The following is a 14,320-nucleotide window of genomic DNA, read 5'->3' on the forward strand; positions in this document are numbered from 1 at the left end:
ATCCCCCCCAGGATGCATAATGCCCGTACCCTAACGGATCGATCGCGTCCGCGGGAGTCCGATCTCGTCTCGACCGACTCAAAGGATCGAAAATGAGCGAATCCACCCACGTCGACACAGCGGCCCTCCGCGCAGCGGCCGGTCAGCTCGACAGCCTGTTCGACGAGGCGTCCTCACAGCTGAACACCACCGACGCGGCCCTCACCGATTCGGGCGCGGCGTGGCCGGATGCGACCGGTGCCGCGTTCGGCCGGTTCGCGTGCTACCTGGACGGTCGTCGGGAGTCGTTGCAGCGCACCCTGGCCGAGGTGTCGACGACCCTCGTCGAGTGCGCGCACCGCTACCACGAGCAGGACGAGGCCACGTCGGCGCGCCTCGATGCGGTCGCGCCGACCACGAGCCTCAACCTGTAGGCGCTTCGCGCCCGTGCGCCTTTGTGGTTGCGGGAACAACCAGAAAGGCGCACGAGCGGCGGAGCCGCCTATCCGGCCGGTCGGAGCTCCGCCTCGGCGGCGGCCCAGAAGGCTACGATCTCCGCGGCCATCTCTTCGGGGCACTCCTCGGGAAGATGGTGTCCGATTCCCTCGAATACGCGGTCGCGGACGTCGGTACTGAACTGACGCATCGTATGGAACAGGTTGTCGGCGTCAGCGTACGAACCGCCGAGAGTCAGGATGGGCATGGTGAGCTGCTTCTGTCTGCGAGCTTCGCCGGCGGCTCGGCCTCGCGGGCTGAATACCTCGCGGTAATAGTTCAGACCCGCCCGAACCGCCCCGGGCTTGGAGAACACACGGAGGTACTCTTCGAATGCCTCCGAATCGATAACCCATGTGCGCGCAAGCTTCGACGGGCCGAAGAACCAGCTGAGGAACTCACGTTCCCGGCCGTGAATGAGAGCCTCCGACAGTCCTTCGACTCGGTTGAAGTAGAAGTGCCACTGACGCGCATTCAGACTGTCGTCGGGATAGCCGCGCTCGGGCAGAGGCGACACCCAGGGGATGTGAGCGTCCGACAGGACCAGAGTGCGTACATCCTGCGGATAGGCCGCGGCGTGCGCATGTGCGATCCAGCTCCCCGTGTCGTGGCTGACGATGTCGAGACCGTCCGGACCCGCGAGTCCGAGTTGCTCGATCAAGACGTGTATGTCCTCGGCGACGTTGTCCAAACCATATCCCTCACTGGGCATATCGCTGTCGCCGAATCCGCGGGGGTCGATGGCATAGACGCGACGCCCTGCCTCGACGAGAAGGGGAATGATGAAGCGCCACGCATACCAGCTCTGCGGCCAACCCGGTATCAGCAGGACCGGATCGCCCTCACCCGCAACGACGTAGTGCAGTCGTACTCCCTCGGCGACAGGGACGAGGCCGTGCTTCAGGTCATGCATCTGGACGCTCATGTGGCCCTGCTTCGGCACTGGATACGGTGGGGTTGCGGTTCCGAACCGTGACGAAGCCGACGGGGTCGATGTAGTGGCTCTGTCAGTCATGACAGCGTGTTACCTCCGCTTTGAGTGTGTATGGGTTGCCGAGTCGTATGTTCGCGAACGCGTCGCACGGCTATTTGATGAAGCTGTATCGGCTTCTGTCGATCGTCAGTGCGACCGACGCCACCACTACGAGGCCTTTCACGATCTCCTGGGTGAAGTTGTTCACGCCGGTGAGGTCCATACCGTTCGACAACAGTGCGATGACGATGACGCCCAGAACCGTCCGATGCGCTCCTCCCAGTCCACCCGACAGGGCTGTCCCGCCCATGACGACCGCTGCAATGGAGTCCAGCAGCAGCGCATCGCCGGCGCTGGGCGAGCCGGCTTGAACCTGACCGGTGAGAATGACGCCACCCAAACCACACAATGCTCCGCCGAGAACGAAGGCGAGAATCTTGTACCTGCGCAGATTGATTCCGGACAGTACGGCGACCGGCTCACCGCCTCCGATCGCATACAGGTACCGCCCGAACTTGGTTCGGAACGACACGGCGGTCAGAAGAGCCGCTACGGCCAGCACGATGAAAATCACATTGGGTATCCCCAGGAGCGATTTCGAATTCACGAAATCGGGAAGCGCTGTGCTCGAGTACACGATCGCACTACCGCCGGACACATGTCCGGCAACACCGGCACATACCGACATGGTTCCCAGCGTGACGAGAAACGAGGGCACCTTCAGTCCCGTGTAGATGGCGCCGTTGGTGAAACCGATTGCCGCACCGGCCAGCACGCCGGCGACGATGGCGCCCAGAAGCCCGATCCGATCAACCGCTGCTGCGGTGACCAGCCCCGACAGGGTGACGTTTGCACCGACCGAGAGGTCGATCGATCCGATCAGAATGACGATCGTCCCAGCCAATGCGACGAGAAGGAGTACCGCAGCTTGCCTTCCGATATTCGTCGCGTTGTCGAATGTCAGGAACTGTGGGCTGGTGATCGTGAAGTACGCGATGATCGCAAACACCGAAACGAACGGGTACACGAGAGTACTGTTCTTCCGCAGCGTTTCCGAAATGTCGAGTGTGGTTCGTTCGAGAGTCGCACTTGTCATGATCAGACCATCTCCTTGACGATATCTCGCTCATCGGGCTTCGCGCTCGACGGGCTCTTCAGCGACGCAGTGATTGCACCCGATCGCATTACCAGAATCTTGTTGGACAGCCCGATGATCTCCGGAAGGTTGTCCGACACGAGGATCACGCTTCCGCCTGATTCCGTGAACGAGCGGACCAGTTCGTACAGTTCTTCTTTGGCACCGACGTCCAGGCCGCGACACGGATCGTCGAGTACCAGAATCGTGGGCTCCCGTTCGAGGCACCGGCCGAAGACCACCTTTTGCTGGTTGCCCCCAGACAGTCGTCCGATCAGCGCGTCCGGGCCTGGCGCCTTGATTCGCAGCCTGGCGATCCAGCGCTCTGTCACGGCGCGACTTCTCCGCAGGTTCAGGACTGCGGTGCCGCGGTATCTGAGCTTGTCGAGCACCGTGAGCGTCAGGTTCTTCTCGACGCTGTGCGACAGGATGACGCCTTCGGTGGTCCGCTCCGCGGGAACATACTGGATTCCCTGGCTGATCGCGTGGGAGATAGAGCCATTCCGTAGGGGCACGCCCGCGATCTCGATGGCTCCCCGGTCCGACTTCTGGATACCCGCCACGGCACGTGCGAGATCGGATTTCCCGGAGCCGAGCACGCCGGCCAGTCCAATGATCTCTCCCTGGCGAAGTTGGAATTCCACATCCCGGAATCGTCCCGCGCTCGCGAGACCGGAGACGTCGAGAACCACCGGACCGAGGGTGTCCCGTTGGGCAGCCTCTTTGTAGTACTCGATATCCCGCTTGCGGCCGACCATCAACTCGTGCAACTGATCGTCCGTGGTCTCGGAGATCGGCAACTGTGCGATCAGGGAGCCGTCTCGGAGTACCGCAACGTCGTCGCAGAGCGCCTGAAGATCCGATAGTCGATGCGAAACGAGCACGAAGGTGGCGCGATCTCGCCACCTTCGCACGTTGTCGAAGAGGAGATCCGTTTCCACGGCCGACAGAGCGCTGGTCGGCTCGTCCAGGAGGATGATCGGATGTGCATCGTGCGCAGCCGTGGTCGCGAAGGCTTTGCCGATCTCCACCAGCTGCCTCTGCCCGAAGGAAAGGTTCTGGGTTGCCACGGTGGGATCGACTTCCACACCGAGATCGTGAAGCACCTTCGCAGACTCGTCGATCATCCGGCGGCGACGCAGAATCCCGTGGTGGATGAATCGCTTCTCCCGCCCGAGGAACATGTTTTCGTATACCGGTAGCGAGGGGATGAGCCCTTGTTCCTGAAAGACAGTCGCAACGCCGTGCTCGGCGGCCTCGAGCGGATGCCCATAGCCCACGACCGAGCCGGCGATTTCGAGAGTGCCGCTGTCAGGTCGGTTCGTTCCGTTGATAATCGACAGAATCGTCGACTTTCCGGCTCCATTCTCGCCGACGAGTCCCAGAACTGTGTTGCGACGTACGCTGAGGTCGACGTTGTCGACTGCTGTGAACGATCCATACCTCTTGGTAATTCCGGACATCCGGAGAGCAAGAGTCCCAGGAGCGTCGTGCGTCGAATCGAGCGAGTCGGAAAGGGTCCGACTGAGTGGTGATTCCACGGTTCCTCCTTCAGGACTTGAAAGGGCCGGATTTGTAACGATCCGCGTATTCTGCTGCTACTCGGTCGAACTCGGCCTCAGCACCCGGCTCCGAGTACGCGCCGTTGAGGGAACGACCGGCCTTGTCGATACCCCGCCAGTGCAGTTCCGGATCGATAGGAATCATCAGGTTCTGGGGATCCCAGTCTCTCGGATTCAGTGTGCGACTCATCTTCGCGACGTCATAGGGAAGTCGGCCTCGGTAGACCTTGTCGTATGCAGCTTCCGCGTTCTCATGGGTGATCAGGGTCGATTCCTGGTACATCATCCGCTCCGGCAGTGCGGGTTTCCACCCGTTGAGCGCATCGAAAACCGCCACCGCCGAGTAGGCCGCCAGGTGCGGCGGAACGGACATGTGGGTGACCGCCATATTGGGGCCGGTCATGATCTTCTGCAGGTTCTCCTTGTTGCCGTCGATACCGGAGACCTTGACGTGCCGCATGTTCCGCTCCTCGAGCACACTGAGGACACCGTTGGCTTGTGCGTCACTCTGAGCGAACACCGCAACCATGTCCGGATACGCAGTGACCATGTTCAGCATCACGGATCGCGACTTCTCGCGATCCCACTCTCCGTACAGTCCGCCGACAAGTTCGATTCCGGGGTTTTCGGCAACGGCGCGAGCCAGCCCCGCACTCCGGTAGAGATCGGGTGTCGAGCCCCTCAGACCGGCGATATGCACGACCTTTCCCGCGTTACCGATCTGCCGGAAGAGTTCGGTCGCCACCTCGTACGCGATCTTCTCCGAGGGCGGCGTGACGTGGGTGACCAAGAAGTCCCCCACGTCGCTCGGAGTCAGCCACGGCTGGATTTCCCACGAAGGCACCCAGTAGGTCTGATTTTCTTGGATGGTCCGGGCCATCGCTGGAACGATCCCGGCGGTCGCGGGTGCCCCGATCAGCATCCGGCTACCGGTCGCCTTCACGGTCTGCAGTTGTCCGACCTGCTTTGCAGGATCGTTGTCGTGGTAGAACTGGCGGGCGTTGCACTGCAACGCCTCCGTGGCTGCCTCGTATCCAGCGTTCCAGCTGTTCCAGTAGTCGTTGGTGAGACCGTAGATCTGTTGCGAGATTCGCCCGGTCTGAAGATCGACGCCGGTCGCCGACTGGATCGTACCGCTCGTGGCGGCCGACTCCCGAGTACAGGCGGCGAGAAGGGGAGCAGCCGCAATGCCCGCGCCTGCCAAGGTCGCGAGCTTCAGAAATGACCGTCGGGCAAGAGGATCCCTGAGACCCGATGCCGCGTTGACGAGCTTCTGCTCGTCGGAGACCCTACGCATCGGACATCCTTACCGCCGCGTCGTAGATGGTCCCATTGAACGCGCGGACCCGGTTGACGAGATCGCCGTAAGGCTCGTCCTCATGGTCTTTCAGTCCCCAGCCACGGGCGTCGTTCTCGATATATCCGCACCAGTGCCAGCCAACCAGCCACGGCTCGCCGAGCACGCGGCCGAGACTCTGGACATAGTCGTCACCACGTGCCGCATGATCGGGGAATGCGGTGCGATCCGGGTTCAGCACAGTGGGGGCACAGTTCCCGATGTCCGCGATGAGGACGGGCTTGTCGATGCCGGCGGACCACCTCGCGAGGTCGTTGCGCATGACATCGTGGTTCTGGCGCTCATCCGTGAAGTACTGAATCGACAGGACGTCGATGAACGGCCGCGCGGCGTCGAGGACCGGCTGCGGAATACCTTTGTTTCCGTTATATCTGTCGCCCAGAATCAGGTGATTCGGGTCGTGCGCTTTGATGTGACGGGTCACCGTCTCGTAGTACTTGTGCGCGACCTGATACAGCCGTTCGTCGCGCTCCCGGGGACCGAGGCCCTGCAACGACGGGAAATCACTTCCGGACGCATGGGGTAGCCAAGCCGGGATGTCCACCATGAAGTATCCGAGCAACTTCTCGTTGTCGGCCTGGTCGAAGCACACCCGGCGTGCCTGGTACTCGACGAAGTCTTCCCATTCGGACGAGAAGACGTCCGGATGGATCGGGTTGCCGTTCCAGTCCTCGATCTGCGCCACCCGCAAGTTCTGCACGAAGGGCATCCCCGCGGTCTCGTGGTCCGCCGCGCTGAATCCCTGTGAGTGCTGCAAGTCGAAGGTTTTGTTCCAGTCGGTGATCAGCTCCCCACCACCGCTGACCCACTGTTGTGTCCATCCGAGAGTGTTGAAGCCCCACTCCCTCAGATCGTGTACAACGCCTTCTCGGATCCAGGTCTCGCGGTCGCCGTACTTCTCCCGCCAGATGTGTGCGTTGTAATGGTGCTTGAGGTCTGTGTCCTCCGCGTGATTGACACCTGCCGAGAGGAATCCCTTCCCCGCCGGGTCGATGAACCACCATCGACCGTTGATCCTCTCGACTCGGAAGAATCCTGTGGCCCTCGAGGAGACCTCGGTGGTACCGCCCCACCGATTGAGACGCCTAGGCGCACGTGCACTCATGTTGTTCCTTTTCTGGTGATCCAATTTGCCGGACCTCGACGAAGCGCAGAATTACTCGAGACGTTTACTCTCGGCGAGGTCCGTTCTGGGAGAATTGGGTAATCCCCAACATTGCGATGCGTGCAAGAGTGCTACGTCACAGGTGAATTGTCAACGGCCAATCGAGAATGGACGCGAAAGTGTCCGATACACGGGAATCGTAGGCATTAATTGGGCACCTCACCTGCATAGATACCGCAACTGGCCGATCAGAAGAGATATTCAGAATACCCATTCAGATGCACTAATCAGAATCACCGTTCAGGGCGTGAACCAAATTCCGAAAAAGGAACTTCTCCATTTCCTCTTCAGCCGCACACACCATTTGACATCAGGGAAATCCGCCAAGGAAACTGAGACTGGTCGCCGATGAAGAGGATCCTGTCCGAGCCGATCCGGATTACGCGTTCACCACGACGACAGGATCGAATCGACAAGGTCACGTAGCTCGTGCCTGCTCGTGCCAAGTTTCGCCTGAACGGCCATCCCCTGGACCACGGTCGATACGTAGAAGGCAGCCCTCGCCGGCGTCATGCTCGGAGGCAGCGGCCCCTGGCGCATCGTCTCGGCGAACCGCACTTCGAGCGAAGACATGGTCCGATCGCGGCTTCGAATCAGTTCCAGCCGAACATCGTTCGACTCCGGCGAGCACGACTGTGCGGAATTGGTTTCGAGACACCCTGGAGGTGTGCTGAGATCTGTGTGCAGATCGGCCAACCCATAGAGCAGCTTCTCGACAATTCTCCGCGGTGTGGGTTCGGCCAACGCATCGTCGCGGAAGGCAAGATACTTCTGCTGGTAGCGTTCGACCGCGCGCGTGAACAGATCTTCTTTGCTGTCGAACACGCGATAGAAACTGGCGCGGTTCAATCCAGTCGCACAGAGGAGTTCGGCGAGAGAAGCGCCTTCGTATCCACGGAGCCAGAACAAGCGCAGAGCCCCGTCGAGTGCACGGTCCTCGTCAAATCCCCGCGGCGCGCCCATCAGAAGACCCACATGGTTGCTGCGACACACGCGGTTCGACTGACCAGCAGGGACATCGGTATCTCCAGAGAAGGACGCCACAACACGACTAGTACGTTCTAGTCCAGAAGACTAGATGTTTGGACGGGGCTCGGTCAAGGTCGCCGGAACGCCGATGTCGAACCGGCGAACCGACTTCGGCGGCAGATCACCGATCAGCCGGTTGATCCGCCGCCGAAGCGGGCTACTCCTCCAACATCGACACAGCCAGAGCGCGACGCGACGCCGTCACACGCTGCGCATCGTTCCACCGTCGATTGCGTACTCGGCTCCGATGATGGAGGGGCACCGATCAGACACCAGAAAGCCGACGAGCTCCGCCACTTCAGTGGTCTTGGCCACGTCTCCCAGCGGAACTCCGCCGAAGAGGCCCATCAGTTCCGCTTTCCCGTCATCCAGAGAGTCTGCGAAGTTTTGTGACATCTCCGTCTCGACGATCCCCGGCGCGATGCTGTTGACCCGGACTCCGTACGGTGCCACCTCGACTGCGAGCGCCTTACTGTATGCGGTCAGCGCCGCCTTGCTCGTCGCGTACGGCACGGAGGCGCCGAGGGCGAATCTCCTTTGGATGGAACTGATGTGGACAACTGCACCAGAGCCCTGGCTCTTCATGGCGGGAATGAGCTCTCGGTCCACCCGGACCGCCGCCATCAGGTTCGTTTCCAACGCAACGCCCCAGTCGTGTTCCCCCATGGACAGAACTCCCTCGTCCGACAAGGTCGCCGCACCGGCCGAGTGGACGACGATGTCGATACCACCCAGCCGGTCCAGCACTGCGTGTGACACGCGCTCGGCTTCGGCGGGTTGCGTGAGGTCACCGATGACGAGGTCCGGAAGCGATGGGTTCTGCGGGGGCTGAGAGCGGGCCACCGTCGCCACTCGTGCGCCGCGTTCACGCAGATAGTGCGAGATCGCGGCCCCGATACCCCGTGAACCTCCGGTGACGAGGACACGCTTTCCGTCGAACTCGCCGTCAGGCACCGACTCGGGTGCGATGCCCCGGGCCCCGTTGTCCGATGAGGACATGAATACTCCTTTTCCACGTGCGCCCGAGGGTGCGCGATCAGACGCACCACTGGCCGTACTACTTACGCCGGTACCTCTTTGAGGAACAGCTGGACGGACTCGAGGAACTCGGCAGGTCGCTCCTCCGGGAGCCAGTGACCGCACTTCGGCACCACTACGCCGTGCACGTTCTCGGCCACTGCCTCCATGGAGCTGACACACAGATCCCGAATGCTGTTCTCGCCGCCGAGTGCGAGGACCGGGATGGTCAGCTTGGTCTTCGACAGCTCGGCATTGTCGATACCGTCCTGGTAGAAGGCCCTGTAGAGCTCGAGCCGCAGACCGCCCGGGCCCGAGTAGCTACGAGCATAGACGTCGATGTCCTCGTCGGTGATGCCGTCGAGGTTGTACATCTGCATGCGGTAGAACCACCGGAGGTACTCGCGTTCTTTGCCACTGATCAGCATTTCGGCCACGTGGCTGGCTGCGTGGAACGACAAGTGCCACAGTCGAAGCTCGTCGCGCTGATCCATGAAGTACTCGATGCCCTTGTCCCCTGCGACGCCCTTGAGCGCCATCTCGCAGAAGACGAGGCTGCGGACCTCGTCGCGGTGAGTCGCCGCGTATGCGTAGGCAACGGCGGCGCCGTGGTCATGGCCTGCGACGTGGACGGGGCCCAACTCGAGCTTCTCCACGAGTTGGTGGATGTCCTGAGCCACAGTCTTCTTGTCGTACCCCGACAGCGGCTTTTCGGGGACGCCGGAGTCGCCCAGACCCCGCAGATCGGGAACGATGACCGTGTAGTGATCGGCCAGCTGAGACATGACCTTGCGCCACATGTACCACGTCGAACCCCAACCGTGCAGGAGCACCAGCGGCGGTCCGTCGCCTCCGCGAACGTAGTGCAACCGGACCTCGTCGAGGTCGATCATGTGGTGTGCGAATCGTGGGTCCAGTTCGTATGGCATGGTGATTCCTTTGAGGAGAGTGTGTTTCAGCGGAACAACACGCCACCGTTGACGTCGATGGACGCCCCGGTGACATAACGTGCTTCGTCGGATGTGAGGAACAGAACGGCGTTGGCGATGTCGACGGGATCGGCCGAACGCCCCAGCGGGATGTGGGCGTACTCCTGATCGCGGAACTCTTCGAAAGTGATCGATCTCTTGGCGGCCTCCTCGGCCAGCGCCTGTCGGTGCAGATCGGTGTTTGTCATACCCGGCGCGACGGTGTTGACGGTGATGCCGTCTCCCGCGACCTCGGCGGCAAGGGATTGCGCCAGGACGATAATTGCTGCCTTCGAGGCGCAGTAGGCCGAGAACAGTGCCTGGCCGACGCGTCCCCAGAAGGAGGCGATCAACACGATTCGTCCGTGGCCCTGCCCCTTGAGCACCGGCAACGCGGCCTTGGCGAACAGGAATGGTCCTGTGACATTGATGGCGAAGACCCGGTTCCATTCGGCCTCGGACAGCGTCACGACGTCTGCGGGGTTGTTCACGACGCCGGCAGCGATGACGACGCTGTCGAACGCGCCGAACTGTGCGGTTGTCTCGGATACGACACGTTCGCAGTCTGCGAGCGAGGTGATGTCGGCGACGGTGCCGACCACGGTGACGGAGGGGTACTCGGCCGCCAGAGTGGCCGCCGTTTCGGTGACGCCCGGGTCGATGTCGGCGATGACGACGTTCGATCCCTCCTGAGCGAGGCGCTCCGCGGTGGACTTCCCGATCCCTTTCGATCCCCCGACGACGATGGAAGTGTGACCGTTGAAGCGGGCCGTGGCGGACGGCTTCAACTCGTGTGCGGCCGCATCAAGCGACATTGTCGAACTCCTCTGGTGTGAATTGCATATTCGAAATTTGGTCCTCGGCGCGGCTCTGTATCACAGGATGCTGCCGATCGAGCCACCGTCGACGCCGTACACACTCGACGTGACATAGGAAGCCAAGTCCGAGGCGAGGAACACCACGACGTTGGCTACCTCGGCGGGCGTGCCGATCCTCGCCAACGGGAGATGCCGTGACTTCATCTCGGCCTCGATGGATTCTGTTCGGTCGACGCCGTGCACTGCCGCGAACGTGTCTGCGAGTCCGCCTTCGCGCTCCCACATCGGTGACATGATCGCGCCGGGTGCCACCGCGTTGACCCGGATGTCGGGTCCTTCAGCCTTCGCCAACGAGGTCGTGAGAGACAGGATCGCTGCTTTCGATGCTGCATAGTCGGGACCGCCGATGATGGGCTGCCGACCGAGGTCGGAGGCATTGTTGACGATTACCCCGCTCCCGGCGGCACGCATGAGTGGAAGTACATATGAGATCGCACGAACCTGGCTCATGAAGTTCAGTTCCATGGTGTTGATCCAGTCGGCGTCGGAGAGCGTGTCGAAGACACCGAGACTGCCGGCTCCCACGTTGTTGAACAGCACATCGACCTGGTTTCCGAACGGTTGCAATACCTCGTCGAATCCGCTCTTCACGCCGCTCGTACTCGCGAGGTCCGCGACGGCGTGGTGCACCTCGGTCCGGTCGAGTTCGTCTGACAGTGCCTTCAATCCGGTTTCGTCGCGGTCGACCAATGCCAGGCGCGCTCCCTCGGCGGCAAAGGATCTCGCGGCTGCGGCTCCGATACCTGATGCGGCGCCGGTGATCAGAACGATCTTGCCGCTGAGCCCAGTATCCATTTCCTATCGCCTCTCTTGGTTCTTGCTTGGTGGGGGCCACCCCGTGTCGGCGGCGTCCGCACTACTTCCACGGAGCGGAGTCGGCTGATACGCGAGCAGTTGCCATCCCGAGTTCGAGTACTTCCACACGGCGAGGCAGCGGTTTCGCAGCGTCTTCGGTCTGCCGCCAGCCGTGATTCGGGCGTTCATTTCTCCGACGACGAGTGCTACATCGCCGATGACTCGGACGAAGTCGATGGGGTGCTCGATTTCGTGGTAGATGTAGAAGCCGCTGCGGATCTTCTCGAGATAGGTTTCGAGGGTGTCCGTGTCGCCGGACGAGTGCGAGTAGGCGAGATCGGGATGACACAGTCCTTCGAATGTGTCGTAATCCTGGCTGATCACCGCGTCGTATCGTGCGTCTTCCAGCTCGCGGATCGTGAGTGTGTCTGTGGCGGTTGCCATGTACAGCTCCTGGCTTGACGGCACAACTAACGTGCCGATTCGGTTCGACGGTCGGAAACAGTGGGCCGGCGGCCGGCCAGCGCATCCTGCAGAAGGCTCCGAAGGCCTTCCTCGGTCACCTCACGCGGATTCGCGTAGGGATTCTTCAGCGCCTGCTCGACGACGATGTCGATATCGCTGCCGGCCATGCCGATCTGCTCGAGAGCGTGCGGGATGGGGAGTTTCTGTGCGAGTTCCCACAGCGCTACCGCTGCCGAGGTGTCGACGTGCAGGGCGTGCTGCACTGCGGCCTTCGCCGCTGGAGCGCTCGACTCGTTGTACGCCAGCGAATAGGGCAGGACAATCGCGTGTGTTTGCGCGTGGGGCAAGTTCAGGGATCCGCCGAGCGCGTGGCAGAGCTTGTGGTGCAGCGACATGGTGGTGGCACCGAGGCTCGCGCCGCACAACCACGCGCCATAGAGAGCTCGAGTGCGGTGGTCGATGTTCTGTGGATCCGCGACCACTCGTGGAAGTGCCTCGGCGAACGCACGAATTCCCTCCTCGGCCATCAGCGAGATGATGGGCGACGCGTCCGGTGCGTAGAGGGCTTCGACCGCGTGAGCCATTGCATTCATCCCACTTGCCGCTGACAGGCCGACAGGAAGTGTGGTGGTGAGGCCCGGGTCGTACAGGACGAGCGCGGGGAGCACGGACGGGCTTGTGCCAGTCTGCTTGTGCCCGTCGCGAGTCAGGCCCCATACCGGTGTCATCTCCGAGCCCGCGTACGTTGTCGGGATCGCGATGATGGGCATCTGATGTTTGAGCGCAATCGCCTTGCCCAGACCGACCGATGAGCCACCGCCGACCACGACGCACCCGTCCGCGCCTCGGTCGAGTGCGAACTGCAGGGCAGCGTCGGCCACTTCGACCGGGACGTGCATCTCGGCCCTGTCGAAGATTCCGGCGCCGCGGTCGCCGAGATGCGCGAGGATCGACTCCGCCAGTGTTCGTTGCTCGGGCGTGCAGACGACGATCGCTCGCTGCATACCCAGCTCTGCGATATGCGAGTGAAGTTGGCCGAGCACATCGATACCGAAGCGAACTCGCATCGGAAGGGCGGTGTATCCGAATTCGGACGAGTAGCTCATGACGAAGCCACCGTCCGGTCGCTGTCCTGACCGAGCGTCACATCGAAATGCACTGCACGGAACGGGTTGTCGAACCCCAATTCCTTCGCCCGATCCGGAGCGTCTATTGCGACGAACTGGCGGATGAGGCTCTCCTTCACACCGAACACGACGTCGGAGTCGATGTAGGGACTCTCGTCGACGAAAAGATGAGTGGTCACGGGCTGGTGCCCCTCGGCGGCGACGATGAAATGCATGTGCGCAGGCCTGTTCGGATGACGGCCGGTGTGCTCGAGGAGCGTACCCACTGGTCCGTCGTCCGGAATCGGATAGAAGCGTGGGACGATCGTCCGGAACCAGAATCGACCGTCCGCGTCGGTGCGGAACAGTCCCCTGAGGTTGCGATGCGGTTGAATGTCCGGTTGCTGGACATCGTAGAAGCCATCCGCATTGGCCTGCCACACGTCGACGGTCGCGCCGGCGACGGGCTTGCCGTCCTGCCCCGTCACCCGTCCTGTCACGAGACATTGTTCGCCGCCGCCATCGAGCGCGATGTTCGCGCCGAGTGCGCGATCTGGGGACTCCACCATATGAAACGGTCCCAGCACGGTCTGCTCTGTCGCGTCGTCGAGAGCCCGGTGGTTGATGGTCTCCACCAGCATCGACACACCCAGCACATCTGACAACAGGATGAATTCCTGCCTCACGTCGTTGCAGCTCTGACCGGTGGCGGTCAAGAAGTCGACGCCAGTTCTCCACTCCTCGTCGGTGAGCTGAACCTCCTTCACGAAAGCATGGAGATGAGTCACCAGCGAACTCAGGATTTCGTGCAGCCGCGGATCAGTGTCGGTGCCGAAGCTGTCCACGACTACCTCGGCGGAGCGATCCTCACTGAACAATCCTCTACGGCTCATGATGGCCGTCCTTCCGTCAACGTTCTCGATACTTCAACCGGCTCCACGCCGTTCAGTGCGGTCGATTCCTCGGGGGCGCCGCCCTCCGTCCGTTGCGTTCGGCGAGAACGGACCCGAGCTCAATTTCACTCACACTGAATATTGTGACATGGAGCATGCCGATTTGGGAAGTGTTTGTCAACCTCGCTGAAATTTGCGGGGTCCGACTCCCCCGCGAACGGCCTATCCAGGGCGCGCTTGCGTCGGACGCTGCGGTCCGTTCGGTCTGGTTCCGTTGCCCGGAGCCTGCAGCCCCCGCGACGTCGGTTCGAGCATTGATCGCGGAAACGGTGCAGTTCAACGGGCTAGCGGCGTTGCACGTGAAGCGAGTCCACGCCGGTCCTGCGGCGCAGCACACTGGTGATTGACAACCTCGCCGTTCTGCGTGCATGATCGGATTCACAGCATTAAGTGACAGTGAATTCGGTGTCCGCTGACTGAACTGGCGTCACAAGACTCGAACA

The 14,320-nt window shown here is 61.8% G+C and carries 14 protein-coding genes; 1 reads left to right on the forward strand and 13 read right to left on the reverse strand.

The window, feature by feature from the left end; translation table 11 throughout:
- Positions 1 to 92 precede the first annotated feature (92 nt).
- Entirely contained in the window at positions 93 to 413 is a 321-nt protein-coding gene (locus tag RJ1_RS23735) for a WXG100 family type VII secretion target (RefSeq protein WP_073364479.1), read from the forward strand.
- A gap of 68 nt (positions 414 to 481) precedes the next feature.
- Here the strand turns inward: RJ1_RS23735 and RJ1_RS23740 are convergent, their stop codons facing one another.
- The 13 genes from RJ1_RS23740 to RJ1_RS23800 form a co-directional block, all read right to left on the reverse strand.
- The gene (locus RJ1_RS23740) at positions 482 to 1,399 is read right to left on the reverse strand and encodes an alpha/beta fold hydrolase (protein ID WP_073364480.1); all 918 of its coding nucleotides are present in this window, start codon (positions 1,397 to 1,399) and stop codon (positions 482 to 484) included.
- Positions 1,400 to 1,559: 160 nt separating this feature from the next.
- A complete protein-coding gene (locus tag RJ1_RS23745; RefSeq protein ID WP_083400492.1) occupies positions 1,560 to 2,543 on the reverse strand; it encodes an ABC transporter permease in 984 nt (327 codons plus the stop codon).
- Positions 2,544 to 2,545: 2 nt separating this feature from the next.
- Positions 2,546 to 4,123, reverse strand: a complete 1,578-nt coding sequence (locus RJ1_RS23750; RefSeq protein WP_218026507.1) for a sugar ABC transporter ATP-binding protein — start codon at positions 4,121 to 4,123, stop codon at positions 2,546 to 2,548.
- A gap of 10 nt (positions 4,124 to 4,133) precedes the next feature.
- The gene (locus tag RJ1_RS23755; protein WP_073364483.1) at positions 4,134 to 5,441 is read right to left on the reverse strand and encodes a sugar ABC transporter substrate-binding protein; all 1,308 of its coding nucleotides are present in this window, start codon (positions 5,439 to 5,441) and stop codon (positions 4,134 to 4,136) included.
- The gene (locus RJ1_RS23760) at positions 5,434 to 6,606 is read right to left on the reverse strand and encodes an agarase (RefSeq protein WP_205415360.1); all 1,173 of its coding nucleotides are present in this window, start codon (positions 6,604 to 6,606) and stop codon (positions 5,434 to 5,436) included. The genes RJ1_RS23755 and RJ1_RS23760 overlap by 8 nt, the downstream gene beginning before the upstream one ends.
- A gap of 447 nt (positions 6,607 to 7,053) precedes the next feature.
- The gene (locus RJ1_RS23765) at positions 7,054 to 7,710 is read right to left on the reverse strand and encodes a TetR/AcrR family transcriptional regulator (protein ID WP_205415361.1); all 657 of its coding nucleotides are present in this window, start codon (positions 7,708 to 7,710) and stop codon (positions 7,054 to 7,056) included.
- A 186-nt stretch (positions 7,711 to 7,896) separates the two neighbouring features.
- The gene (locus tag RJ1_RS23770; protein WP_083400493.1) at positions 7,897 to 8,694 is read right to left on the reverse strand and encodes an oxidoreductase; all 798 of its coding nucleotides are present in this window, start codon (positions 8,692 to 8,694) and stop codon (positions 7,897 to 7,899) included.
- Positions 8,695 to 8,756: 62 nt separating this feature from the next.
- Positions 8,757 to 9,641 (reverse strand): alpha/beta fold hydrolase, encoded by an 885-nt coding sequence (locus RJ1_RS23775; protein ID WP_073364486.1) that lies wholly within the window; start codon positions 9,639 to 9,641, stop codon positions 8,757 to 8,759.
- 26 nt (positions 9,642 to 9,667) lie between these two features.
- Complete coding sequence (locus tag RJ1_RS23780; protein ID WP_083400494.1) at positions 9,668 to 10,495, reverse strand: SDR family NAD(P)-dependent oxidoreductase; 828 nt, start codon at positions 10,493 to 10,495, stop codon at positions 9,668 to 9,670.
- Between the two features lie 60 nt (positions 10,496 to 10,555).
- Complete coding sequence (locus RJ1_RS23785; RefSeq protein WP_073364488.1) at positions 10,556 to 11,353, reverse strand: SDR family NAD(P)-dependent oxidoreductase; 798 nt, start codon at positions 11,351 to 11,353, stop codon at positions 10,556 to 10,558.
- 3 nt (positions 11,354 to 11,356) lie between these two features.
- Positions 11,357 to 11,797, reverse strand: a complete 441-nt coding sequence (locus RJ1_RS23790) for a nuclear transport factor 2 family protein (protein WP_073364490.1) — start codon at positions 11,795 to 11,797, stop codon at positions 11,357 to 11,359.
- Positions 11,798 to 11,823: 26 nt separating this feature from the next.
- Positions 11,824 to 12,924 (reverse strand): maleylacetate reductase, encoded by a 1,101-nt coding sequence (locus RJ1_RS23795; RefSeq protein WP_073364491.1) that lies wholly within the window; start codon positions 12,922 to 12,924, stop codon positions 11,824 to 11,826.
- Positions 12,921 to 13,817: an intradiol ring-cleavage dioxygenase gene (locus tag RJ1_RS23800; RefSeq protein ID WP_073364493.1), complete on the reverse strand. Its 897-nt coding sequence runs from the start codon at positions 13,815 to 13,817 to the stop codon at positions 12,921 to 12,923. The genes RJ1_RS23795 and RJ1_RS23800 overlap by 4 nt, the downstream gene beginning before the upstream one ends.
- Positions 13,818 to 14,320: the final 503 nt, after the last annotated feature.

This window comes from Rhodococcus jostii NBRC 16295, from assembly GCF_001894825.1.
Classification (GTDB): domain Bacteria; phylum Actinomycetota; class Actinomycetes; order Mycobacteriales; family Mycobacteriaceae; genus Rhodococcus_F; species Rhodococcus_F jostii.